Annotated in this window: 20 protein-coding genes; 14 read left to right on the top strand and 6 right to left on the bottom strand. The window is 63.4% G+C overall.

The window, feature by feature from the left end; genetic code table 11:
* Positions 1 to 448 (top strand): UDP binding domain-containing protein (locus IVA88_RS10170; RefSeq protein ID WP_276577888.1); only part of this gene is annotated, 448 nt, incomplete at its 5' end.
* 639 nt (positions 449 to 1087) lie between these two features.
* Here the strand turns inward: IVA88_RS10170 and IVA88_RS10165 are convergent.
* Positions 1088 to 1345 (bottom strand): hypothetical protein, encoded by a 258-nt coding sequence (locus IVA88_RS10165; protein ID WP_247497148.1) that lies wholly within the window; start codon positions 1343 to 1345, stop codon positions 1088 to 1090.
* Between the two features lie 19 nt (positions 1346 to 1364).
* On the opposite strand from IVA88_RS10165, the gene IVA88_RS10160 reads away from it, so the two are divergent.
* Both IVA88_RS10160 and IVA88_RS10155 read left to right on the top strand, forming a co-directional pair.
* The gene (locus IVA88_RS10160; protein WP_247497147.1) at positions 1365 to 5687 is read left to right on the top strand and encodes a hypothetical protein; all 4323 of its coding nucleotides are present in this window, start codon (positions 1365 to 1367) and stop codon (positions 5685 to 5687) included.
* A 580-nt stretch (positions 5688 to 6267) separates the two neighbouring features.
* Positions 6268 to 7158, top strand: coding sequence for an aldose 1-epimerase family protein (locus IVA88_RS10155; protein ID WP_247497146.1), 891 nt, complete (start codon positions 6268 to 6270; stop codon positions 7156 to 7158).
* 28 nt (positions 7159 to 7186) lie between these two features.
* Here IVA88_RS10155 and IVA88_RS10150 read toward each other — a convergent pair whose 3' ends face one another.
* Positions 7187 to 8035 carry an MBL fold metallo-hydrolase gene (locus IVA88_RS10150; protein WP_247497145.1) on the bottom strand — a complete coding sequence of 283 codons (849 nt, stop codon included), beginning with the start codon at positions 8033 to 8035 and terminating at the stop codon, positions 7187 to 7189.
* 256 nt (positions 8036 to 8291) lie between these two features.
* On the opposite strand from IVA88_RS10150, the gene IVA88_RS10145 reads away from it, so the two are divergent.
* The gene (locus IVA88_RS10145) at positions 8292 to 9104 is read left to right on the top strand and encodes a response regulator transcription factor (protein WP_247497144.1); all 813 of its coding nucleotides are present in this window, start codon (positions 8292 to 8294) and stop codon (positions 9102 to 9104) included.
* A gap of 34 nt (positions 9105 to 9138) precedes the next feature.
* Here the strand turns inward: IVA88_RS10145 and IVA88_RS10140 are convergent, their stop codons facing one another.
* Positions 9139 to 10281: an alpha/beta hydrolase gene (locus tag IVA88_RS10140; protein WP_247497143.1), complete on the bottom strand. Its 1143-nt coding sequence runs from the start codon at positions 10279 to 10281 to the stop codon at positions 9139 to 9141.
* Positions 10282 to 10428: 147 nt separating this feature from the next.
* On the opposite strand from IVA88_RS10140, the gene pgm reads away from it, so the two are divergent.
* From pgm to IVA88_RS32570, 5 genes are all read left to right on the top strand, one after another.
* On the top strand, positions 10429 to 12075 hold the full coding sequence (gene pgm / locus IVA88_RS10135; protein WP_247497142.1) for a phosphoglucomutase (alpha-D-glucose-1,6-bisphosphate-dependent): 1647 nt from the start codon (positions 10429 to 10431) through the stop codon (positions 12073 to 12075).
* A 240-nt stretch (positions 12076 to 12315) separates the two neighbouring features.
* A complete protein-coding gene (locus IVA88_RS10130; RefSeq protein ID WP_247497141.1) occupies positions 12316 to 13377 on the top strand; it encodes an aromatic ring-hydroxylating dioxygenase subunit alpha in 1062 nt (353 codons plus the stop codon).
* A 6-nt stretch (positions 13378 to 13383) separates the two neighbouring features.
* Complete coding sequence (locus IVA88_RS10125) at positions 13384 to 14136, top strand: GntR family transcriptional regulator (RefSeq protein ID WP_247497140.1); 753 nt, start codon at positions 13384 to 13386, stop codon at positions 14134 to 14136.
* A 10-nt stretch (positions 14137 to 14146) separates the two neighbouring features.
* Complete coding sequence (locus IVA88_RS10120; RefSeq protein WP_247497139.1) at positions 14147 to 15127, top strand: PDR/VanB family oxidoreductase; 981 nt, start codon at positions 14147 to 14149, stop codon at positions 15125 to 15127.
* Between the two features lie 320 nt (positions 15128 to 15447).
* On the top strand, positions 15448 to 15774 hold the full coding sequence (locus tag IVA88_RS32570) for a BA14K family protein (RefSeq protein ID WP_346657579.1): 327 nt from the start codon (positions 15448 to 15450) through the stop codon (positions 15772 to 15774).
* A gap of 198 nt (positions 15775 to 15972) precedes the next feature.
* Here IVA88_RS32570 and IVA88_RS10115 read toward each other — a convergent pair whose 3' ends face one another.
* Positions 15973 to 17934, bottom strand: coding sequence for a GGDEF domain-containing phosphodiesterase (locus tag IVA88_RS10115; RefSeq protein WP_247497138.1), 1962 nt, complete (start codon positions 17932 to 17934; stop codon positions 15973 to 15975).
* Positions 17935 to 18244: 310 nt separating this feature from the next.
* Positions 18245 to 18610: a nuclear transport factor 2 family protein gene (locus IVA88_RS10110; protein WP_247497137.1), complete on the bottom strand. Its 366-nt coding sequence runs from the start codon at positions 18608 to 18610 to the stop codon at positions 18245 to 18247.
* Between the two features lie 100 nt (positions 18611 to 18710).
* Between IVA88_RS10110 and IVA88_RS10105 the strand changes: the two genes are divergently transcribed.
* The 3 genes from IVA88_RS10105 to hemC are packed head-to-tail and all read left to right on the top strand — an operon-like array spanning position 18711 to position 21987.
* A complete protein-coding gene (locus IVA88_RS10105) occupies positions 18711 to 19301 on the top strand; it encodes a TetR/AcrR family transcriptional regulator (protein ID WP_247497136.1) in 591 nt (196 codons plus the stop codon).
* A 52-nt stretch (positions 19302 to 19353) separates the two neighbouring features.
* Positions 19354 to 20979 carry a choline dehydrogenase gene (locus IVA88_RS10100; RefSeq protein WP_247497135.1) on the top strand — a complete coding sequence of 542 codons (1626 nt, stop codon included), beginning with the start codon at positions 19354 to 19356 and terminating at the stop codon, positions 20977 to 20979.
* A gap of 27 nt (positions 20980 to 21006) precedes the next feature.
* Positions 21007 to 21987 (top strand): hydroxymethylbilane synthase, encoded by a 981-nt coding sequence (gene hemC, locus IVA88_RS10095; RefSeq protein WP_247497134.1) that lies wholly within the window; start codon positions 21007 to 21009, stop codon positions 21985 to 21987.
* Positions 21988 to 22168: 181 nt separating this feature from the next.
* On the opposite strand, the gene hemE is transcribed toward hemC, so the two are convergent.
* Positions 22169 to 23203, bottom strand: a complete 1035-nt coding sequence (gene hemE, locus IVA88_RS10090; RefSeq protein ID WP_247497133.1) for a uroporphyrinogen decarboxylase — start codon at positions 23201 to 23203, stop codon at positions 22169 to 22171.
* A gap of 110 nt (positions 23204 to 23313) precedes the next feature.
* Between hemE and IVA88_RS10085 the strand changes: the two genes are divergently transcribed.
* The gene (locus tag IVA88_RS10085) at positions 23314 to 23529 is read left to right on the top strand and encodes a hypothetical protein (protein ID WP_247497132.1); all 216 of its coding nucleotides are present in this window, start codon (positions 23314 to 23316) and stop codon (positions 23527 to 23529) included.
* A 172-nt stretch (positions 23530 to 23701) separates the two neighbouring features.
* Complete coding sequence (locus IVA88_RS10080; protein WP_247497131.1) at positions 23702 to 25606, top strand: diguanylate cyclase; 1905 nt, start codon at positions 23702 to 23704, stop codon at positions 25604 to 25606.
* Positions 25607 to 25609 lie beyond the last annotated feature (3 nt).

Here is a 25609-nt window from a genome sequence, read left to right as displayed (position 1 = left end):
CGAGAACCGCAAGCGCGCGATGGCGCGCAAAGTCAGCCAGGCGCTCGGCGGCTCGCTGCGCGGCAAGACCGTCGCCGTGCTCGGCCTTACCTTCAAGCCGGACACCGACGACATGCGCGATGCGCCGTCGATCCCGCTGATCACCGGCCTGATCGACATGGGAGCGAAGGTGAAGGCCTTCGATCCCGTCGGCATGGAGCAGGCCAAGGGCGAACTGCCCAGCATTACCTATTGCGAGGATGCCTATTCCTGCGCGGAAGGCGCCGATGCGATCGTCATCGTCACGGAATGGGTCCAGTTCCGTGCGCTCGATCTCGACCGGCTGAAGGCGATCATGGCGCAGCCCGTCATCGTCGACCTCCGCAACATCTACCGCCCCGAAGAGATGCAGGCTGCCGGTTTTGTTTATGAAAGCGTTGGTCGGTCGAAGGAACAGAGCAGCGCCTAACCCGCCCCTATAACCGCGGGAACATCAATTGTTCCGTCGTTTCCGTCACCATCAAATGGAAGCACAACGACCATCGAAGCTGAGAGTGGCTTCCGTCGTGGCTACGGTCCGCCTTCCGAATGGAGCGAAGAACGATCCCAGGAGGTCTTTGTCGGCCAGACCGGACGTTTGTTCGCACAGTCGCTTTGTTCGGACGACGGCATTTGTTTGAGGCATTTGGAAGCAAGCGGCGGCACGGCTGTTTGCCGGAACCGATGGTCCGGCTCTTGCCGTGATAGGGCTCTTGCCGCGGTAGGCCAGAGGACGACCGCCGCACCAACAGCGCCTCCGCTGGGAATGCAACCATCCGCTTCGGCGCCCGTGCACCTTGCCGCGCGTGATGTCCGTTCAGTGCTACTCCGGAACCAGCCTTGTCCATCCGACGTCAGCATCGATTCAGTCCCAGGTAGAACAGAGATATAGATTCGTGCTAAGCGAGAGTTATCGCGGGCGCGGACGTTTACAATCTCAGATTGCGCCTGCCGCGCGAGGCGCACCGCGCCTCGCCATCGCCAGCGCAAGGACATCTCGGCGCCCCAGGATCATCACTCTGTGCGCAAAGTGACGTGCGATGGATGTCGCGAATGGCGGCGGGCAAGGTTAGTTCCCTACATCGCTGAAATCATCAGGCTGCTTGCGCAGAAGAGCGCGCGACGTGCCGTCGCTTCGGCGCGGCGAGCGTCGTTGATCGCGCGCGCGAGCGAATGTGCAATCGTGATGTTTTTGTTCCGCCGTGGAACTTGATTGAAGGAGCATCACTGATGTGCGCGAACCGCTGAAAATTTGGGCGGAAAGCCTGACAATTTTAGCTTTCTTGAAGTCGGTTTTCTTAGGAGTGACTGCCAGTCTGCGCTCCATGGAAATGGGGGCACTCTAAATGTCGAACGCGACGGTTACCACTGCATCGAGCTTTCTGAATTCTCTCGGTATCAACACCAATGCGGGCGCCTACACGGACGCATACACAAACTCCAGCGTTATCATCAACAGCCTGAACTATCTGGGCATCAGTCACGTCCGCGACTCCTACAACGCAATCGGGCACGCAAACGCCGTCATCGACGCGCTTGCCAATGCGGGTGTCTCTTTCGATTTTCGCGTGGCTTACACGCTGCCAGAGTCGGGCAGCAGCGGGCTGGCCAGCTATGTCGCCGCTCTTGCCGAGTTCAAGGCGGAACATCCGGGCGCCCTGCTGTCGATTGAAGGCATCAACGAAGCCAATCTCAACTCCTTTTCTTATAACGGGCTGACTTCGCTGGAAGGCGCGGCGGCATTTCAGCAGGCGCTCTATACGGCCGTGAAAGCCAACGGCGCTCTCAGCGACGTCACCGTGGTCAATTTCAGCATCGGCTACCAGACGGATGCGACCAACGCCGTCGTTGGCGATATGAGCGCCTATTCGGACGCGGCGAACGCCCACGTCTACGTGCAGACCGGCGCGCTCGCCGACGGCCAGATCGAAGACGACCTTCGTCTGGCGCAGAATATCTCGACGAACGATCCGGTCATCGTGACGGAGACCGGTTATACGACGTTGACGAGCGTCACCGGCGTCGGCGCAAACGAGGACGCGCAGGCGAAGCTGGTGATCTCCAACCTTCTGTTGGCGTATGAAAACGGATCCTCCGCCACCTATATCTACGAGCTGTTCAATTCGCCGTCCTCGGCGACGCGCGGCGACAAGGAAGCGCATTTCGGTCTCTTCAACGTCGACGGAACCCCGAAGGAAGCTGCTGTCGCCGTCCACAATCTGACGACCATCCTGGGCCATGGTGACAACGGCACCGCTCATACCGGCACGGATCTGAGCTACACGCTGTCTAACGCGCCCAGCAACACCCATACGATGCTGATGAACAAGTCAGGCAGCGTCAGCGACCTCGTCGTATGGGCCGATACGCGCGTATGGGACAGTGCGAGCCAGACCGAAATCACCACGCCGGTCACGTCCGTTACCATCCAGTTCGGGCAGGTGGAAAACACCATCTACGTCTATGACCCGCTGCAGGGTACGGACCCGATTGCGGTGTATTACAACACGAGCTCGATCCAGGTCGGCCTCAGCGATCATCCGCTGGTCATCGAAGTTCGCGCGTCGTCGGCCGTGGGCGAAACCCCGACGACGGTCGACAGCGCGCTTACGATGACGTCGGCCGAGTTCGTCGCACAGATGGACACTCTGGTGAATGCCACCGGGCTGGACAAGGTGACTTTGAGCGACTCGCATGTTCTGGCCATCTCGTCGACCCAGACCATGCAATACGCCATTGCCCATTATGGCAATCTGCTGTCGAAGATCGACGGCGGCTATTCCTTCTCCGTCACGTGGAGTGGCGTCGGCTGGACCAAGGAACAGGATTTCGACGCCACCGGTTCCCTGACCGAGACCACCGTTTGGGGGTACGATGGCAGCCGCACCCTCATCTCGAAAAGCATCACGCAGGTCGACGGGCAGCTGGACTATTATCACTACGGCATCACCGGCCAGGCCTACACGTCACAGCACACGGCCTACGATGCGAGTGGCAACGTCACGCTGATCGAGCGCTTCCACGCCGATGGCAGCTATCAGTACAAGGCTGCATATAACAGCGACGGTTCCAAGGTTTACGACTACTACAGCAGCACCGGTGCGCTGACCACGGAAGTCAGCGTGACCTCGTCCAGCACGGTCACGACCACCTATGACGCTGCGACCGGATACAAGCTCCGGGTCCATACCGACAATGCGGACGGTAGCGCCGACGACAGGGTCTATACCAACGGCGTGCTGATGAAGGACAACGTCCTTCACACGGACGGCTCGTCCGAAGTCTACGTCTACAACATCGCCGGCCAGTCCTACACATCGACCCATCAGGTGACCGACGCCGGCGGCAAGGTGGCGCTGATCGAGCGCTTCCACGCCGACGGCAGCTATCAATACAAGGCTGCATATAACAGCGACGGTTCCAAGGTCTACGACTACTACACGAGCACGGGTTTTCGGAGCTCCGAAGTGGTCATCACCTCGACCGGCACCACGACGACGACCTATGACACCGCGACGGGCAACAAGCTCGTCGTCTACACGGCCAACGTCGATGGCAGCGCCGATAACAAGGTCTACGCCAACGGCGTGCTGACGAAGGACAACGTCCTCCACAAGGACGGTTCGGCCGAGGTCTATGTCTACAACGTCACCGGCCAGTCCTACACGTCGACCCATCAGGTGACTGACGCCAGCGGCAAGGTGACGCTGATCGAGCGATTCCATGCCGACGGCAGCTATCAGTACAAGGTGACCTACAACGCGGACGGCTCGAAGGTTTACGACTACTATACGAGCGCGGGCGCTCACAGCAATGAGGTGGTCATCACCTCGACCGGCACCACGACGACGACCTATGACACGGCGACCGGCAACAAGCTCGTTGTCTATACGGCCAATGTGGACGGCAGCGCCGACAACAAGGTCTATACCAACGGCGTGCTGATGAAGGACAACGTCCGCAACAAGGACGGATCGTCCGAGGTCTACATCTACAACATCGCCGGCCAGTCCTACACGACGACCCATCAGGTGAGCGACGCCAGCGGCAAGGTGACGCTGATCGAGCGTTTCCACGCCGACGGCAGCTACCAGTACAAGGTGGCCTACAACGCGGACGGCTCGAAGGTCTACGACTACTACACGAGCACGGGCGTTCGCAGCTCCGAAGTGGTCGTCACCTCGACTGCCACCGCGACAACGACCTATGACACGGCGACGGGCAACAAGCTCGTCGTCTATACGGCCTACGTGGGCGGCGGCGCCGACAACAAGGTCTATACCAACGGCGTGCTGATGAAGGACAATGTCCTCCACAAGGACGGATCGTCCGAGGTCTACATCTACAACATCACCGGCCAGTCCTACACGACCACTCATCAGGTTGGCGACGCGAGCGGCAAGGTGACGCTGATCGAGCGCTTCCACGCTGACGGCAGCTACCAGTACAAGTTGGCCTACAATGCGGATGGCTCCAAGGTCTACGACTACTATACGAGCGCGGGGCTTCACAGTTCCGAGGTGACCGTCACGTCGGCCAGCACCACGACCACGACCTACGACGCCGCGACCGGCTACAAGCTCACGGACTACATTGCGTATGTGGACGGCAGCGCGGAGAACAAGACCTACACGGGCGGTGTGCTGACGAAGGACAATGTCCTTCACAAGGACGGCTCGTCAGATGCCTATGTCTACCAGATCACCGGCCAATCCTACACCTCGACGCATCAGACCAGCGACGCCAGCGGTAGCGTCACTCTTGTCGAACGCTTCCATGCCGACGGTAGCTACGACTACAAGGCGGTGTACAACGCCGATGGTTCCAAGCTCTACGACTACTATACCGGTGCCGGCAAACTGAGTACGGAGGTCTCGGTCATCTCGACCGGCACCACGACGAAGACCTATGACACGGCGACGGGCTACAAGCTGACCGAGTACACGGCCAATGTGGACGGCAGCTCGGAGAACAAGACCTATACGGGCGGCGTTCTGACAAAGGACAATGTCGTCCATACGGACGGCTCGACGGAGGCCTATGCCTATCAAATCACCGGTCAGTCCTACACGTCGACCCACCAGGCCTACGATGCCAGCGGCAGCGTGACGCTCATCGAGCGGCTCCACTCCGACGGCAGCTACGATTACCTGGAGAAACACAATACGGACGGCAGCAAGGACATCTCCAACTATTCCAGCACCGGCGCGATCCTCAACCACACGCTCGTCAAGGCCGACGGCTCCCGTGCGGTCGACTATTACAGCCAGGATGGGACCGGCGATATCCGCACCGACACGATCAATGTGAGCGGTAACCTGACGATGCGCGAATATACGCACACCAGCGGGGCCCAAGAGGTCTATGCCTATGCTGACAATCTGAAGCTTGCGGGCGGTGCGGGCAACGACACGTTCTACTTCCGCTCCACCAACGGTGGCACCGTGACCTATCAGGGCGGCAATGACACGATCTACAGCTTCAACACCGATACTTCCACCGGCACGGACAAGATCGCGGTCAGCTCCTCGCTTGCTGCAAGCTTCAACGATCTTCACATGGCCCAGCAGGGTTCGGATGTGCTGATCACGCTGGACAGCCACGATACGATCCTCATCAAGGGATCCACGGTCGCCAACCTTCACAGCGACTACTTCATGTTTACCTGAGGGCGGCTCCGGTGTGCACGGCCAGTCTCTTCGCCAGATGGACGTGATGCGCCAAGCCTGATTTCGCCGCGCCTCGCAAGCCAATCGAGTGGTCAGTTATGAAAAGAGCTTTGAGCTGTAGAAGATGAACTGTAGCTAATCATACGGAAGCAGGAGGAATCCCAACGAGCGGGATTCCAATTGCATTGCTGGGTGCCAGTGTCGCCCAACACCATCGTCCGAAGGGCGGTGCACGGCATCAGCGACCCAGCCATAGATTTAGCGCCGGTCGGCCAGCGACATAGGCGAATGCGACGGGTGCGCACGCAATGCGTCGGTCCTGATGCTCGCCCAGCGCGCGTAGAACACCCTTCTTTTCCCTGTTAGTACCGAAGAAAATCCCTGGTTCGTTTCACCTGGTGCATCCTGCATCGCTGCTTGCCGATGTTTTCGGGTCTTTCGACTTGGACGCGGCCGGACGGGTGTGCCATGTTTTCACTGTTCATTTCCCTGTTTGCAGGGGCGGGCCTGAGCCAATGCGACGCCTGGTGAAAGCTGAGCTTGATCGACCAAGGTGAGAGCATGAGGGTGAGGCTATGGGATGAGTGAGGATGTTCACAGCTTGCGCAGCCGCGGGCTCACCGCGACCATCAAGGCGCAAGGCGCCGAGATGTGTTCGCTGACGAGCGATGCCGGCGTCGAATTCGTCTGGCAGGCGGAGCCGGCCTGGCCGCGCCATGCGCCGCTGCTGTTTCCGATCGTCGGGCGTCTGGCCAACGACGAATTGCGGCACCGGGGCAGGACGTACCGGATGACCCAGCACGGATTCGCGCGTGACAGCCGCTTTGCGTGGGCGGAACGCGGCGAAAGTCGCTGTGTCCTGGTGCTCGAAGACAGCGAGACGACGCGCGCGCTCTACCCCTTCGCGTTCCGCCTGACGGCAACCTATGCGCTCGATGAATCCGGTCTCGATCTATCACTCGTGATCGCGAACACCGGCAAGGAGACATTGCCGGCCTCGCTCGGCGGCCATCCCGCTTTCAATTGGCCGCTCCAGCCAAAGCTGGCGAAGGAGAGCTATGCGCTGACCTTCGCGAATGCAGAGCCATCTCCCGTCCGCCGTCTTGATGGCGGCTTGCTGCGCGCCGCAACGGAGCCAAGCCCCGTGAACGGCACAGTGCTGCCCTTGTCCGAATCCCTGTTCGTCGACGACGCGATCATCTTCGAACGGATCGCAAGCAATTCGGTCCGCTATGCCGCGGGGCAGGGCGCATCCACCGGGCCGTGGTTGAAAATGTCATGGCGCGGCTTTCGCGAGCTTGGCGTCTGGTCGAAACCATCGGGTGCGCCGTTCCTCTGCATCGAGCCCTGGCGCGGCTATGCCAGTCCCGCCGGCTTCGATGGCGAGTTCAGCGACAAGCCGGGCATGATGCACATCGCCGCCGGCGCAGAAGAGCTTTTGTCGTTCCGGGTCGAGGTTGGATCGTCCTGAGGCCGGTCGGCCTTCGCATCTTTAGTTCTCAGACCTCGATCCGCGTGAGGTCCTCGCCGAGTACGACGGGACCCGCATAGTCTCGCCTGACATCCGCAAGCAGCGCGTTCAGCATGGAATCGTCGGTGCGCGGCCGGTGATGGGTCAGCGCGAGCTTCTTGACGCGAGCGCTGGCCGCGACCTTGCCGACCGTATCGCCGCAGGCGATCGTGAATTTCGCAAGACGTCGCAAGTGCTCGTTGTCGATCTCCGGCGTGGCGAGAAAGCAGCACTGGACCAGCAGGTCGGCTCCCTCAGCCAGCCGCTCGAGACCGGGGCAAGGCACCGTGTCGCCGGAAATGGCAATGACCTTGCCCTGCGCCTCGAAGCGATAGCCGAGACACATCCAGCGTGCGAGGAAGGCCGGCGGCATGTCGAGACCGTCGCCATGCGAGACCAGCTCGGCGCTGATCTTCCAGCGCCCGGTATCGAGAACAGGGCCCGGTATAATGTCGGTCGCGACGACCGGTTTCCAGCCGCCGAAGCTCGGCTCGCCCTGATCGCGCCAGGTGATGTCCTTGTCGTAGACCTGCGTGACCAGCGTATTGACGAGCCGTTCGGTATCCGGCGGTCCATAGATGCGCAAATCGTCCTTGCGCCCGTGCATCCACGAATTGAGCATCACATCGTAGAGGTCGCCGATGTGGTCGAAATGGTGATGGGTGAGAAAGACCGTGTTGATGGAGCCGAGCGGCACGCCAGCCTTGCTGAGCTGCACCATGACGCCGCGGCCTGCGTCGATCAGGATGTTTTCGTCGCCGAGCCTGATCAGCGTGGTCGTCGCCATGCGGCGGGGATCCGGGCGCGGGCCGCCGGTGCCGAGCAGTATGACTTCCATGGCGCCACCTCCTGGTTCAGACTTTTCGGGGCGCACAGTAGATTTGAAGCTCTTGGCGGGGCAAGCGGCCGCGGGCCGCGCGGGCTTCAGCCACGCCCAGCTGCCGCTTGTGCAGGGGCGCTCTCCGAATCTGATGCGCGGGATGGGAATTGTGGGCCAATTCATACTTAATACGGCTGGATCATGACCAATGTTGTTTGGGCGCGATAACGCGCCTAGTATTGCAGCAGGCAATTCGAGGGGGCTCGAACAAGTCGTGAATGTACGTTCACATGGCGACGTGCTCGGCGGCCTGAGCTCTCAGGCCGGCCCGCAGGCACACAGGACAACCAACATCGTGGCTGATGCCGCACTTCAGGACTTGCGTGTCGCTGGCCGCGAGCGGCTGATCGTCGTCGAGGACGATCCGGTGACGCGGACGATGCTGGTGGGTTATTTCAGCGAGAACAATTTCGACGTGGTCGGCGCCGGCTCCTGCGCAGAATGCCGCCAGGCGCTGCGGGCGCGGACCGATCTCGTCTTTCTCGACCTGCAGCTGCCTGACGGCGACGGCTTCGATCTCGCCAAGGAGATCCAGGCGACCAGCAACGCGGGCATCATCTTCGTGACGCGCCGCGACACCGACGTCGATCGCATCCTCGGCCTCGAGATCGCGGGCGACCATTACGTCACCAAGCCGATCAATTTGCGCGAGCTGCTCGCGCGCGCGCGCAGCGTGCTGCGGCGGCGCTCGATCGACCGCAAGGCTGCGCGCAGCCACAATTCGATCGCCTTCGGCGACTGGATCATCGACCTGACGCGGCGCGAGCTGCTTGGCAGCGACGGCAAGCCGGTGGCGCTGACGCGTGCCGAATTCGACCTGCTCGCGGCACTCGTTGGTGCCGACGGCAGGCCACTCAGCCGCGACTATCTGATCGAGGTCGTCAGCAACCGCCAGGCCGAGGTCGACATCCGCACCGTTGATGCCTTGGTGGCGAGGCTGCGCCGCAAGCTCGTCGGCAGCGGCACGCCCGTGATCACCACCGTCACCGGCGTCGGCTACAAGCTCGCGCTTAGCGAGCGGCTTTAGCTTCACCTGCCGAAAGATCCGATCGCCCTTGCGCCTATCGCGCGCGGGCGCTCTGGTCCGTCGACGTCCTTGGCGCAGTCCCGGCCAATTTATCGTCGACCGCATAGAGCGTGCAGGCGGGCGACCATTTCAGGCAGGCCTCCAGCGAGTCGCGCCGGGCCTCGTCGCCCGTCGTGCGCCCCGAACGCCAGCCGTAACCGCCGTTCGGCGACACCGCAAAAGCCTTGTGCGGCATCGTGCTGGCGAGATAGCGCGCAAATTCGGCGCGCGCGGCCTCGTTGAGCTGGGCCGGCGGCGGTAGCGGATCGGGCGGGCTCAGGATATCGTGGCCGAGAGCGCGCTCGCGCAGGAAGGCGTCGAGATATGGCGTCCATTGCGGGCGGCCCAAGACCGAATAGAGATAGTGGCCATCGTCGCCGTAAGGCGGCGCTGCGACGAATGTCGCGTTGCCGCCACTGGCGCGAAATCCGTCATGGAGGCGGCGCGCGAGATCGGGACCGAAGTACGCATCGTTGGTGGCATAGACCCACAGCATCGGCGCGCGCGAGGTTTTGCCGAACGTGGCGAAAGCCTGCACCAGTCCGTCGGGATTGCAGACATCATCGTCGTCGCGCGAGCCGCGCCCGCCGGCAAAGCTGATGGCCGCGACGAGGCCCACGGGGGCCTGCGCGGTCAGCGCGACGGTGGCGAGCCCGCCGGCGGAATGGCCGACTGCGATCATGCCTGATGTGGTGACGTCGCTTCGGCGTGTCATCGCCTCGATCGCGGCGCGCAAATCCGCCACCGCGACCGCTGCCGCCGGCAGGTAAGCGGCATTGGCGCAGCCGCCGACGCTGTCGACGCGCCCGCCCGCCGAGGTGCCGTAGCCGCGCCGCATCACGATCAGCGCGGCAAAGCCGCGCCGGGCATATTCGAGAGCAAGGCCGTAATATATGTGCGCGGACATCTTCGCGCGATCGTCAAAACTGCGCGGCGAGCCGTGGCTGAGCAGCGCGAGCGGGTAACGCTTGGTCCCGGTCGGTCTAACCAGGAACGCCTCCAGCCCCTCCGGGCCGGCCTCGGCCATCGGGATGCGCAGGTCCTCGGTGTAGAACTCGGCGGCCTTCACATGGGGCACGATCCCAGCCGTCGCAAGCCAGGCAATCAGAACAACCAAAAGCCTGTGAAACAGCGTCATGCCCCGAATCGAAAAGCCCCCCGATCAGCAGACCATAGCATGATCTCAGGAACGGCCACCCTATTGCGCGTGTTGTGCCCTTGGCGGGGGCTCGGCCGATGCTATGCTATTCCGCAATTCGCTTGACGACAGGACGAGGATATTCAAGTGGCTGATGTTCATCCCGCGGCAGGCAAGCAGGCCTCGCCGGACGTGCTCACCAACGTTCCGCGGCTGGTGACGGCCTATTTCGCCGGCAAGCCTGATGTCGCGGATCCCGCGCAGCGGGTGGCGTTCGGCACCTCCGGCCATCGCGGCACCTCGTTCAAGAACAGCTTCAACGAGGGCCATATTCTCGCGACGACGCAGGCCATCTGTGATTACCGACGAGAAAAGGGGCTGACCGGCCCGCTCTTTATCGGCATCGACACCCATGCGCTGGCCGAGCCGGCGCTGGTCAGCGCCGTCGAGGTGTTCGCGGCCAACGGCGTCGACATCATGATCGACAAGGACGGCGGCTACACGCCAACGCCGGTGATCTCCCACGCGATCCTGACCTACAACAAGGGCCGCACGTCGGGCCTCGGTGACGGCGTCGTCGTCACGCCCTCGCACAATCCCCCCGAGGACGGCGGCTACAAATACAATCCGCCCCATGGCGGCCCGGCAGACACCGACGCGACCTCCGTGGTTGAGAAGCGCGCCAATGCCTATCTCGCCGATGGCCTCAAGGGCGTGAAGCGCATCGACTACGCCAGGGCGCTCAAGGCTTCGAACGTCCACGCCTATGACTTCATCACGCCCTACGTCGCCGATCTCGGCAAGGTCGTCGACCTCGACCTCGTCAAATCCGCCGGCATCAATATCGGCATCGACCCGCTCGGCGGCGCCGCCGTGCATTACTGGCACCCGATCATCGAGCGCTACGGGCTGAAGGCAACGGTGGTGAACGAGGCCATTGACCCGACCTTTCGCTTCATGACGGTGGACTGGGACGGCAAGATACGCATGGACTGCTCTTCGCCATACGCGATGGCGAGCCTGATCGCGATGCGCGACCGTTTCGACGTCGCCTTTGCCAACGACACCGACGCCGACCGCCACGGCATTGTGACGCGCACCGGCGGCCTGATAAATCCGAACCATTATCTCGCGACCGCGATTTCTTACCTGTTCGCGCACCGCCCGAACTGGGGCAAAGACGCCGCGATCGGCAAGACCGTGGTGTCAAGCTCGATCATCAACCGCGTTGCCAAGAAGCTCGGCCGCAAGCTGGTCGAAACGCCGGTCGGCTTCAAATGGTTCGTCGATGGGCTCCTCACGGGCGGCTTCGGCTTCGGCGGCGAGGAGAGTGCAGGGGCCTCGTTCCTGCGCCGCGACGGCACGGTGTGGACCACCGACAAAGACGGCATCATCCTCGGCCTGCTCGCCGCCGAGATCATGGCGAAGACCGGCCGCGATCCGAGCCAGCTCTTCAACGACCTCACCGCCGAGTTCGGCGTGCCCCATTATGCGCGCATCGACGTCGCCGCGACCACGCCGCAGAAAAACATCCTGAAGTCCGTCACGCCCGAGCAGCTCGGCCTGAAGGATCTCGCCGGCGACCCGGTCCGCACCACGCTCAGTAAGGCACCCGGCAACGGCCAGCCGTTCGGCGGCATCAAGGTCGAGACCGATTTCGGCTGGTTCGCCGCCAGGCCGTCGGGCACCGAGGACGTCTACAAGATCTACGCGGAGAGTTTTCGCAGCACCGAGCACCTGAAGCGGATCCAGCAGGAGGCTCAGGCCGGGTTGGCGAAGGTGTTCGGGCCGTAAAGGCGCAGGACGGGCGCCCTCTTACCTTCTTGGAGGGTGCTCTAGCGCAGACGCTGCCGCACCGTCGTGGCCGGGACAGGCCCGGGCATGATGAGTTTGCTGCGCCACCCCAATTTTCCTTTCGTATGTATACTGAAACATGCATAAACCGTATTAGAATAGGGCCAATTCGACCTTGAACTGTTTTGGGCTCCAGCTATTGTATACATAACGTATTCATAAGCCTTAGGAGTGAGACCGGTGACAAAACCCTTCCCCATGAACGCCTGGTACGCGGCCGCCTGGGATGCCGACGTCAAGCCGGCACTGCTGCCCCGGACGATCTGCGGCAAGCATGTGGTGATGTACCGCAAGGCCGATGGTTCAGTGGCCGCGCTGGAGGATGCCTGCTGGCACCGCCTGGTGCCGCTGTCCAAGGGCCGGCTCGAAGGCGATACCGTCGTCTGCGGCTATCACGGCCTGAAGTACAATGCGCAGGGGCGCTGCACCTTCATGCCCTCGCAGGAGACCATCAACCCGTCGGCCTGCGTGAGCGCCTATCCCGTGGTCGAGCGTCATCGCTACGTCTGGCTCTGGATGGGCGATCCCGCACTGGCCGATCCCGCGCTGGTGCCCGACATGCACTGGAATCACGATCCGGCCTGGGCGGGCGACGGCAAGACCATTCACGTCAATTGCGACTACCGCCTCGTGCTCGACAATCTCATGGACCTCACCCACGAGACGTTCGTTCACGGCTCGTCGATCGGCAACGAGGCGGTTGCAGAGGCGCCGTTCGACGTCACTCATGGCGAGAAGACGGTGACGGTGACGCGCTGGATGCGCGGCATCGAGGCGCCGCCGTTCTGGGCCAAGCAGCTCGGCAAGCAGCCCGGTAAGTCCGGCCTCGTCGACCGCTGGCAGATCATCCGCTTCGAAGCGCCGTGCACGATTGCCATCGACGTCGGCGTGGCACCGACAGGCACCGGCGCGCCGGAGGGCGACCGCTCGCAGGGCGTCAATGGCTTCGTGCTCAACACCATCACGCCGGAGACCGAGAAGACCTGCCACTATTTCTGGGCCTTCGTGCGCAACTATCAGCTCGGCGAGCAGCGCATCACCACCGAGATCCGAGAGGGCGTCTCCGGCATCTTCCACGAGGACGAGCTGATCCTTGAAGCGCAGCAGCGCGCGATGGACGAGAACCCCGATCGCATCTTCTACAATCTCAACATCGACGCCGGTGCGATGTGGACGCGCAAGCTGATCGACAAGATGGTGGCGAAGGAAAACCCGCCGCAGCACCTCCAGGCCGCGGAGTAGGCTGATATGGCCGAGCGTGAGGTCGACCGTTCCGTCTCGCAGACCGTGAAGGCGCAGCTCGCGCTGCGCGACCAGCTCCTGTCGGGCACGTTGCGCCCGGGCGAGCGCATCTCCGAGCTCCAGGCGGTGGAGACGACCGGCGCCTCGCGGACCCCGGTGCGCATGGCGCTGGTGCGGCTGGAGGAGGAGGGCCTGCTGGAGGCGATCCCGTCCGGCGGCTTCATGGTGAAGGCGTTCTCGGAGCGCGACATCTCGGATTCCATCGAGCTGCGCGGCACGCTGGAAGGGCTTGCCGCGCGTTTCGCCGCCGAGCGCGGCGTTTCCGCGCGCGAGCTCGAGCCGCTGAAGGAGTGCCTTGCCGCGATCGACGAGCTGTTGCGCCAGGTCCCGATCTCGGTCGATGCGTTCTCGTCCTATGTGACGCTGAACGCGCGCTTCCACGCGCTGCTCACGGAATTGTCGCGCAGCCCGCCGCTGATCCGGCAGATCGACCGCGCCTCGGCGCTGCCGTTCGCCTCGCCGAGCGGCTTCGTGATGGCGCAATCGGCGCTGCCGGAAGCGCAGCAGATCCTGGTCATCGGGCAGGAACACCACCGCGTCGTGATCGACGCGATCGAGAATCGCGAAGGCGCCCGCGCCGAAGCCGTGATGCGTGAGCATGCGCGGCTCGCGGTGCGCAATTTGCGGCTTGCGCTGCGCAACCGGACCCATCTCGACCTCCTGCCGGCGCTCGCGCTGATCAAGTCCGCAAACGATTGAGGGGAGTGCCATGCGCTTCATCGAAACCTGGATTCCGGCGACGCTCGTCTCGACGCGCGATCTTGCGCCGGGCATCCGCGAATTCCTGATCCGGCCGGATCAGTTCGACGGCGCCGCCTATCCGGTCGGCAGCCACATCAACGTCAGGGTCACCATCGATGGTCTGCCGGAGACGCGGTCCTATTCGCTGGTCGGCGAGGCCACGTCGCATGGATTCAAGATCGCCGTGCGGCGCGCCGAGGATTCCCGCGGCGGCTCGCGCTACATGTGGCAGCTAGCGCCGGGCGCGCGGCTCGACATCACGAAGCCCGCCTCGCTGCTTGCAGTCGATTGGGCGCGCGAACGCTACTGCCTGATTGCGGGCGGCATCGGCATCACGCCGATCCTAGGCGCCGCACAGGCGCTGGCACGGCGCGGAGCCGACGTCACGCTGCATTATGCGGTGCGATCGCGCGGCGAGGCCGCCTATCTCGACGATCTCGCCGCGACGCTCGGCGATCGCCTGGTCGTTCATGCCAGCGAAGAAGGCAAGCGCCTCAATCTCGACGCGCTGTTCGCCTCGCTCCCCAAGGGCGCCCTGGCACTGTTCTGCGGCCCGATGCGGATGCTCGACGCCGCACGCCACGCCTGGATCGGCGCCGGCCATCCGCTCCCCGATCTGCGCTACGAGACCTTTGGTTCCAGCGGCACGCTGCCGACCGAGACGTTTCGCGTGCGCCTGAAGGGCTCCAATGTCGAGCTCGAAATTCCGCGCGAGCGCTCGATGCTGGACGTGCTCAATGCAAACGGCCACGACGTGATGTACGATTGCAAGCGCGGCGAATGTGGGTTGTGCGCCATCGACGTGGTCGAGATCGATGGCGCGATCGATCATCGCGACGTCTTCTTCAGCGACCATCAGAAGCAGAGCAACCAGAAGATCTGCGCCTGCGTCTCCCGCGCCCGCGGCACCATCACCGTGGATACGCTGCTGCGGGCGGATGCAGTCTGACCGGGGGTGAAGGGCGTATCCTCGTGCGATCAGCCGCACTCCGTCGAGATTGGCAAAGTCGAGATGCAAAAATTCCTAGGCCGAAACTGCCGACGGCGTTACTCGGGCTCCCGTACCGAGGCCTCTTTTGTCGCTTCGATTTCCTTTGGTGCCGTTGACCATTCTTCGCGTTCCGAGAACAAATGACGTTTTCTGTATTTGAACGACAACATTGCGCCACGTCGTTTGAATGGATCACGGCGAGCTTGTTCAGCGCGCTATGTCGATCCACATCTCACCGCACCGGCATCCGATGCGCCGGCTCATGATGGAGATCGACTATGAATGGTCTTAGAATTCTCGCTGCGGTCGCCTTGTTGTCGGGCCTGGCCGCAAGCACCGCCTACGCGCAATCTGGCTTTGCGAGCAGCCACCCCGATACGTACGAGGCCGAGAACCCCAATCGTAACCTGAATGGCACACTGACGCCGGCGGGTCGGATGGGACTCGAGCTGCCGGATGGCGCAGCTCCTGCGCAAGGAGCAGACAACGCTCTGGCTCGCGTGGAGGGCGCCATGTCACGCTCTTGCTCGGAGCGATATCGATCCTACGATTCAGCAACGAACTCCTACATCGATCGGGACGGTAGCCGGCATCTTTGCAAGTAGTGCAAAAAAGCAAATCATCGGATCGAGTGGACATTCCGACTCGATGGCCCGCAGACTCGGTTTTAGATTGAGACGCGCCGATGGCGTCTCAAATCTTCTGGGATATGTTGCTGGTTGCGGCTAGGTAGCTCTGCTCAAGCCCTGTTGTTTCCCGTTCTCGCCGCCAGAAGCAGACCTCCCACTTTGCAAGCATACGCCTCATGCCGCAAAGGTCGCGCGAAGCTTCTTCGGATCCAGCAGCGACAGAACCTGATCGGCCGATACCGGCCGGCTGATGAGATAACCCTGAACTTCGTCGCAATTGATCTGGCGCAGATATTCGAGCTGGTCGGCGGTCTCGACGCCCTCTGCGACCACGCCGATGCGCAGGTCGCGTGCGAGACCGACGACCGACTTCACGATTGCGGCGCAGTCCGGCTGCACCAGCATGTCGCGGATGAAAGATTGGTCGATCTTGATGCGGCTGAACGGCAGCTTGCGCAGGTAAGTCAGCGAGGAGAAGCCGGTGCCGAAATCGTCCAGGGCCACGGTGACGCCGAGCTCCAGCAGCGCGTTGAGGATCAATGCGGCCGAGCCGTATTTCGACAGCAGCATCGATTCGGTGATCTCGATCTCGAGCCGGTGCGGGGCGATCTTTGTGTCGGCAAGCGCCTGCACGATGATCTGGAGGATGTTGTTGTTGCGAAACTGCGCGGCCGAAAAATTTACGGCGATCCTGATCTCTTCGGGCCACTCCGCAACCGTCGCGCAGGCGCGGCGGATGACCCATTCGCCGATCTCGTGGATCAGCCCGGTCTCCTCGGCGATCGGGATGAATTCGCTCGGCGGGACCAGTCCGCGCTGGGGATGCTGCCAGCGCAGCAGCGCCTCGAAGCCGGTGATACTGTTGTCGCCGAGGTCGAGGAAGGGCTGGAACACCAGGAATAGCTCCTCCCTGGCAATGGCGCCTCCCAGATCCGATTGCAGCGCCTTGCGGTCGCGGGACGCCCTGTCGTCGCTGGCCTCGAAGAAGCACACCGTGCCGGGGCCAACCTCCTTGGCGCGATAGAGCGCGGCGTCGGCGTTCTTCATGATGTCCAGCGGCGTGTTGCCGTCCCGCGGCGCCAGCACGATGCCGACGCTGGTTGCGCCGACGATCTGGCGGCCCTCGATCAGGAACGGCTCGGCAAAAGCCGCGACGAAGCGCTCGGCGATCTCCAGCGCATCCTCCGGCCGTGACAGATTGGCCATCACCAGCGCGAACTCGTCGCCGCCGATGCGGGCCACATGCTCGGCCGCGCGGGTGCAGCGTTGCAGGCGGCTCGCGATCTGGACCAGAAACTCGTCGCCAGCGGGATGGCCGAACTTGTCGTTGACCTCCTTGAAGCGATCGAGATCGAGCAGAAGTACCGCGAATTCCTCGCCGGACAGAGCCAGCTGCTTCAAGGCAGCATCGAGCGTTTCGTTGAAGGCGACGCGATTTGGCAGACGGGTCAATGGGTCCTGCCGCACCGTGCGTTCCGTCTCGATCTGCCGCATCACCCGCCGTGCGAACGCGAATGAATTGACGAATACGCCGCGCAACAGCACGCTTCCGTAGACCACGACGAGAAAGGCGATCAGCAGGAAAGCGAGATCGCCGTTTCTGCCGAGACAGATGGCGATCCCTAGGAAGATGGGCGCCGTGAATGCGATGGCTGCGATTGGGATCGTGGCGAAGGCGAGCGCGCCGCCCGCCAGCATTCCCGAGCAGAGGCAGGTGATGACGAGCTGGCCGCCGGTCGAAGCGTCGGCGAAGAACGCGGCCGGGACGATGCCCCAGGCGGCGCCGAGCAAAAAGGCATTTCGCACCAGCCGGTGCATGGCGCGGCGCGAGACGAATTGCGGCTTGATGATGCGGCGCGCGGCGTGGGATTGCAGACCGAACGCGATCGCGGCGCCGGCCACGGCGACCGCCCAGATCAGCGCGAACATCCGGTCGGGCGACTGCCACAGCGCGATCGCCAGCACGGTCGCGTTGCAGGCATTGGCGAGCATGATGCCGACCGAGTAGCCGAGCACCAGCGACATCTGTTCGGCTCGGATATGGCCGGTGACGGCTTCGTCGGTTGCGGGACCGCCAAAGGCCGACAGATCGCCGGCGAACAGCCGCGCGAAATAGCTGGTCGTTTGAGTCCGCATTCCAGAGCCCAGCAGCATGGGCCGCTTGTCCGGCCCGACCCGGAGAATTCGCTGCAAACCTTTGACGAACTATGAATTATGCGAGCTTGCGACGATTGCTGTGACCACTTCTGCGTGTTCGTGACGTCGTATCGATAACAAATCGATACAAATGCGCGCTGGCGGGGTTACGGTGCGCACGGACTTTGGGCGCTCAAGCTTCCACAGCGTCATGGCCGGGCTTGTCCCGGCCATCCACGGCTTGCCCCCACATCAAGAACGTGGATGCCCGGGCATGACGACCTCCTGTGGGTTTCGAATTGCTGAAGGATCACCGCCCCAACTGTTTCGGATCGTAATAGAACCGTTCTTCGATCAACTGATCGCCTCGCCACGTCTGCCATGCGATCTCATCCAACGTTCGGATGATGCCTTCGGCGTTGGTGAAGCTGAAGGTCCAGCGCGTTGCGACGTGGTCGCCCTTGATCAGGCTCGGCCCGATGCGGACGGCCTTGACCTCCCTGGAGGCCGCCAGCACGCCGCGCTCCTTGGCAACAAGCTTGTCGCGGCCCACCGTCGGTGCCGCGTTGTTCTCGTAGGTCGCCGCCTCGGGCGTATAGAACTGCTCGATCGCGCCGATGAAATCCCCGGCCTCCAATCGGTTGGTAAAAGCTTCGACGACATCACGGCTCGGCATGGCACACCCTTCGAATAAAACCGACTTACAGTCGGTAAATACCGACCGGTAGTCGAAAAGTCAACTGGCTGCTGGCCTCGGATTCGATTAGACGAGACACATGGCGAAACAGGCGGAGCGGCGGGCAGCGACATCGGAGGCGATCCTGACGGCAGCGCGCCGCCTGTTCGGGGCGCAAGGTTTCGCCGCCGCCACGATGGATGAGATCGCCGAAGCCGCCCACGTCGCCAAGGGTGCGGTCTATCATCACTTTAAAACCAAGGAGGCGGTGTTCGAAGCGGTGTTCGACCTGGTCTCGCGCGACCTCGTCGCCGAGATCGACAGCGCCGCGCGTGCCGAGAAGGACGTGCTCGCCGCGATGGTCGCCGGCACCGAGCATTATTTCGCTGCGACCGCCAACGGCCCGACCGGCCAGATCATTCTGCGCGACGGCCCGGCCGTGCTCGGCTGGGAGCGCTGGCGCGAGATCGACGCCAAGCATTTCGGCGGTAAGCTGCCGCGCGCGATTGCGGCGGCGATGGAGGCCGGGCTGATCGCGCGGCAGCCGGTCGAGCCGCTGGCCCGGCTGCTGCTCGGCGCGGTCACGGAGGCCGCGGTCGCCTGCGCCGGGCGCGCCGATATCGCGAGGGCAGGCGCGGAATACGCCCGTGCGTTCAGGTCGCTGGTCGAGGCGCTGCGCCTGCGCGCATGATCGTGCTAAGTGATGATGGAAACGCCCACACCAACAAAAAGAACAGTAGCGCATGAACGCAACTTCCTCCCTTACGCCTTCTGATCCTGAGTTCGACTACATCATCGTCGGTGCCGGCTCTGCCGGCTGCGTGCTCGCCAACCGGCTGTCGGCGAACGGCAAGCACAGCGTGCTGCTGCTGGAGGCAGGCCCGAAGGATTCCAACATCTGGATCCACGTGCCGCTCGGCTACGGAAAGCTGTTCAAGGAAAAGACCGTCAACTGGATGTACCAGACCGAGCCGGAGCCCGAACTGAAGGGCCGCCAGGTGTTCCAGCCGCGCGGCAAGACGCTGGGCGGATCGAGCTCGATCAACGGCCTGCTCTATGTTCGCGGCCAGCACGAGGATTACGACAGATGGCGTCAGCGCGGCAACGCCGGCTGGGGCTATGACGACGTGCTTCCCTATTTCAAGAAGGCCGAGAACCAGTCGCGCGGCGCCGATCAATATCACGGCAGCGGCGGTCCGCTCCCGGTCTCCAACATGGTCGTGACCGATCCGCTGTCGAAAGCCTTCATCAACGCCGCGGTCGAGACCGGTCTGCCCTACAACGCCGATTTCAACGGCGCCACGCAGGAAGGCGTCGGCCTATTCCAGACCACGACGCGCAACGGCCGCCGCGCCTCGACGGCGGTAGCCTATCTCGGCCCGGCCAAGGCTCGCGGCAATCTCAAGATCGAAACTGGCGCGCTCGGCCAGCGCGTGCTGTTCGAGGGCCGCCGCGCAGTTGGCGTTGAATACCGTCAGGGCGCGACGGTGCGCCGCGCCCGCGCGCGCAAGGAGATCGTGCTGTCGAGCGGCGCCTACAACTCGCCGCAGCTGCTTCAGCTCTCCGGCGTCGGTCCCGCCGAGCTGCTGCGCAAGCACGGCATCGATATCGTGCTGGACGCGCCGGGCGTCGGCAACGATCTCCAGGACCACATGCAGGTCCGCATCGTGATGCGATGCTCGCAGAAGATCACGCTCAACGACACCGTCAATCACCCGCTCCGCCGCACGATGGCCGGCGCGCGCTATGCGCTGTTCCGGAAGGGCTGGCTGACGATCGCGGCCGGTACGGCGGGCGCGTTCTTCAAGACCAGTCCGCGGCTGGCCTCGCCCGACATCCAGGTCCACTTCCTGCCGTTCTCGACCGACAAGATGGGCGAGAAGCTGCATGATTTCTCCGGCTTCACGGCATCGGTGTGCCAGCTCCGTCCGGAAAGCCGCGGAACCTTGCGCATCAAAAGCGCCGACCCGACGGTGCCGCCGGAGATCCGCATCAATTACATGTCGACCGAGACCGATCGCACCACCAACGTCGAGGCTCTGAAGATACTGCGCAACATATTGAACGCGCCGGCGCTGAAGCCGTTTGTGGTCAGCGAATACGATCCCGGGGCGAAGGTATCCACGGATGCCGAGCTGTTGGATTATTGCCGCGAGCGGGGCAGCACCATCTACCATCCGACCTCGACCTGTCGTATGGGCAATGATGCGCTCGCGGTGGTCGATCAGCGGCTGAAGGTGAGGGGCCTCGAAGGCCTCCGCATCGTCGACGGCTCGATCATGCCGGATCTCGTCTCGGGGAACACCAACGCCCCGATCATCATGATCGCCGAAAAGGCCTCCGACATGATATTGGAGGATGCGCGGTAATCCGCGCATCGAGAAGGAGCACACGGCTTGGCTACGCGATTCAAGATCGGCACACGCAAGAGCGCGATGGCGCTGGCACAGACGGAAGAGATCGCGCGCCGCCTGACCGCTGCCATGCCCGATCTCGACGTCGAGATCGTCAAGTTCGACACCACGGGCGATCTCGACCAGACCAGCAAGCTGTTGCCCCATGGCGGCAAGGGCGGTGCCTTCGTGGCGCAGATCCGCGCCGCCGTGCTGTCGGGCGAACTCCAGGCGGCGATGCATTCGCTGAAGGACATGCCCGGCAACGAAGACACGCCGGGCCTCGTAATCGGCGCCACGCTCTCGCGCGATCCTCCCAATGACGCGCTGGTGCTGCGTGACGGCGTGACGCTGGAGGCGTTGCGCCGATCCCGCGGCAAGGATTTCAAGATCGGCACCAACGCCGTCCGCCGCGCCGCCTATGCGCGGCGATTATTTCCCGACGTCGAGATCATCCACTTCCGCGGCGCCGCGGACACGCGCGTGCGAAAGCTCGACGATGGCGAGAAGCAGCGCCTGCCGGATGGCGGCGCCGTCGGGCCTGCGGATGCGCTCATCATGGCGCGGTCCGGCCTCGACCGGGTCGGCCTTTCGCACCGCATCGGCTACGAGTTTACCGCAGCGGAGATGCTGCCCGCGGCGGGCCAGGGCATCGTCGCTGTCGAATGTTCCGCGCACGACTGGCAGACAAGGCAGATTCTCGCATCGATCGACGATCCCTCCGCACACGCCGCGGCCGATGCTGAGCGCGAGGTGCTGTGGGTGCTCAACGGCCACTGCAACTCGCCGATCGCGGGCTTTTCGACGATTGCCGGCGATCAGATGTCGCTCACCGCGTCCGTGCTCGATCTCTCCGGCAACACCATCATCGAGGCTTTGCGTTCGGGCCCCGCCAATCGCCCACGCGAACTCGGCCGTGCGGTAGGACTGGATCTGCTGGCCAAGGGCGCCGCCGAAATTATCGAGCGCAGCCGGCCGCGCTAAGCTCTTGCCGAAATGCTCATGGGGCGATGATGGCATCATGCGCCTGTTTTGCCCGACGGGGCAAGCCGCCCTCGTGGCGGGCGCTCGTGTCACGCCGGCCCAGCTTTTTCAATGATTTGTCTACTGTGCATGGGGTTGTTTTTGCGTTTTTTGTTTTTCCGCTTCCCAAGCGCAAAATAAATCACCCCCGCACGCGCTTGAGCATCTGCTCGACATGGGCGATCGGCGTCTCCGGCTGGATGCCGTGGCCGAGGTTGAAGATCAGCCGCCCTTGCGCGAAATTCGCCAGCACGTTGTCGACCGCGCGGTCGAGCGCGGCGCCGCCTGAGATCAGCGCCAGCGGATCGAGATTGCCCTGCACGGCGACTTTGTTTTGCACGCGCTCGCGGATGAAGGCCGGCTCCGCGGTCCAGTCGATGCTGACCGCGTCGACACCGGTTGCCTCGACGTAACAGGGCAATTGCGCACCGGCACCGCGCGGAAAGCCGATGATCTTCGCGCCCGGCACCTTGGCGCGCACGCCCTCGACGATGCGCCACGTCGGCTCGACCGACCAGCGCGCGAACTCGGCGGGCGGCAGCACGCCGGCCCAGGTGTCGAAGATCTGCAAGGCGTTGGCGCCGGCCGCAAGCTGCGCCAGCAGATATGCGATCGAGTTCTCGACCAGCACGTCGATGATCGCTGCGAACGCCTCCGGATGCCGGTAGGCCATCATCCGCGCCGGCGCCTGGTCGGGCGTACCCTGGCCGGCGACCATGTAGGTCGCCACCGTCCACGGCGCGCCGCAGAAGCCGATCAGCGCGATCTTGGGATCGAGCGCACCGCGCACGACCTTGAGGGCCTCGAACACCGGCGCGAGCTTGCCGAAATCGGCGTGCTTCGCCAGTGTCGCGACCTTGGCGGGATCATCCAGCGGTTCGAGTCGCGGACCCTCGCCGACTTCGAAGCGCACGGAACGTCCGAGCGCATAGGGGATCACCAGGATGTCGGAGAAAATGATCGCTGCATCGAAGCCGAACCTCCGGATCGGTTGCAGCGTCACCTCGGCGGCAAGTTCCGGATTGAAACAGAGATCGAGGAAGCCGCCGGCCTTGGCGCGCACCTCGCGATATTCCGGCAAATAGCGGCCGGCCTGCCGCATCATCCAGACCGGCGGAATGATCTGCCGCTGGCCGGTAAGGACGTCGATGAACGGTTTGGTCGCAGACTGGGGCACGAACGGTCCTGAAGATGGTTAGGGCTCCTGATACACCGCCGCGGCCAGAAGCGGAACAGGGGAACCAAGCGCAATTGGGCCGCGTTGACCAGCCAACGGAGGACGAGATCATGGCTGAGAAATTCAACCCCGCGCCGCATGACAAGCATGCCGAGGATCTGAACGAAGCGCTCGCCGCCGACCGCCACGCCAAGCTCGACGCGGGGCTGAAAGATACCTTCCCGGCTTCGGATCCCGTGAGCGCCGCCCAGCCGACGCCCTCGAAGGCCGATGCGGATGCCGACAATCCCTCGCTCTGGGAGAAGGTTAAGGCCATCTTCAGCTAGCGGCGGAGTGCGCCAGATTCCGATAGGTTTGCTAATGGCTTGTTAGCGATGCGCTGAGCCCGACGTCCGTACGACTACGGAAAACCCGGGACATCGCAGCATATTCCCGCGGGCGGTTCAGAGTTCAATAACAGAAGCAGCAGAGTTTCCGATCATCGGAGAATTCTGCCGCATGAACGCTGTGACCCAAAGAGCCGGATGGAGCCGCCTGCCACTGCGGGCGGCCGCGTTTGTCGCGCTGACCTGCGTGACCATCCTCGGCGTCAGCGGTTGGCGGGAATGGGCGGCGCGCGACGCGGTGCTCAGGGGCGCCGAGACAGAAATGGCGAACGTTGCGCGCTCGTTGACGCAGCATGCCGAGGACAGCCTCGACCTCCTCGATTCAGGCGTCGTCGGCGTCGTCAGCCGGCTGGAGATGGACGGCGCCGAGCCGGCCACGATCGCCAAGCTCAGAACCCTGCTGGAGGCGCGCAAGAAGGCGATGGAGCGCGTTCACAGCCTCGCCGTCATCGACGACCGCGGCAACTGGTTGACCTCGCCCGGCACGATCGGCTCTACGCTCAACGACGACGCGTTTTTCCGTTATCACCAGCTCTCCTCGAAACGTGAGCCCCATGTCGGCCGTCCGGCGAAGAGCCTGCTGGATGGCGAATGGGTCGTCACCCTGTCGCGGCGCTTCAACAAGCTCGACGGCAGCTTCGGCGGCGTGGTGCTCGCGACCATCAGCTCCAACTATCTCTCGCACTTCTACGAACAGTTCGAGATCGGCCGCAACAGTTCGGTGGCGCTGACGCACGGCGACGGCTTGATCATCGCGCGCAACCCGAGGAACGACAAGTTCGTCGGGCGTAGCGTCGCCGACACGCCGCTGCTTCGCGATCCGAGCCTGCAACGGCCGAGCGGCGCCTATCATTTCAAGTCGCCGTTGGACGGTGCCGAACGCGTCAGCTTCTTCAAGCGTAGCAGCCGTTATCCGCTCGTCCTGCTCGCCACCGTCGACAAAGCCGAGCTGCTGGCGCCCTGGCGCGCTGCGGCGATCTCCCGCATGCTCTACGTGCTTGCACTGGTCATGCTGATCGCAATCATCGGTGCGGTGCTGGTGCGGCAGTTGCAACGGGGCCAGAGCATGGCAGCCGCGCTGGTAGAGAAGGAAGCGCATTTCCGGCTGCTTGCCGAAGGCTCCAGCGACATGGTGACGCGCATCGGGCTCGACGAGCGGCTGCGCTATGTCTCGCCGTCGTCGATTGGCGTCGTCGGCTGGCGCGCCAATCAACTGATCGGTACACCCGCACTGGCCGGCATTCACGCGGACGACCGGCCACAGGTCCAGGCTCTGGTAGATGCCATGAAACGCGGCGAGAAGGAGGAGGTGCGCGTCACCTACCGCAACGCGCACCGGCAGAATGCCGAAGTCTGGCTCGAATCGACCATGCGGGTGACCCGCAAGGAGAATGGCCGTGTCGACGGTGTGGTCGCGATCTCGCGCGACATCACCGAGCAGAAGAAGCTGGAGACCCGGCTCGAAACGCTCGCGATCGAGGACAGCCTCACCGGGCTTGCCAATCGCCGCCGCTTCGACGAACGGCTGAAGGAGGAGTGGGCGCGCGCCTATCGCGACCGCTCCAGCCTTTCCTTGCTGATGATCGACGTCGATCACTTCAAGTCCTACAACGACGAATACGGCCATCCGGCGGGCGATGCCTGTCTCCGACAGGTGGCGCAGATTATCGCCGCCGAGATGCAGCGTTCCGGCGATCTGGCGGCGCGTTACGGCGGCGAGGAGTTCGCCATGCTGCTGCCGAATACCGACGCCGCGGGCTGCGCTCGGATCGGCGACCGGATTCGACGGGCGATCCACGATGCGGGCCTCGTCCACACCAGCAACCATGCGGCCGGCTCCGTCACCGCTTCGCTCGGCGGCGCATCCTGCCGGCCGGCGCTGGAGCGCACGGCCGGCGTTACCTCGCTCGTCGAGGCCGCCGACCAGGCCCTCTATGCCGCAAAGAATGCCGGGCGCGACCGGCTGATGATGTCGGGCGAGGTGACCAACCTCCTGCTCAAGGCGTCCGGTCAGTAACAC

Origin of the sequence: Bradyrhizobium sp. 149 (assembly GCF_023073915.1) — a bacterium.
Taxonomy (GTDB): domain Bacteria; phylum Pseudomonadota; class Alphaproteobacteria; order Rhizobiales; family Xanthobacteraceae; genus Bradyrhizobium.
Note: the sequence above shows the minus strand (reverse complement) of the source record. Positions and strands in the feature narration are given on the sequence as shown.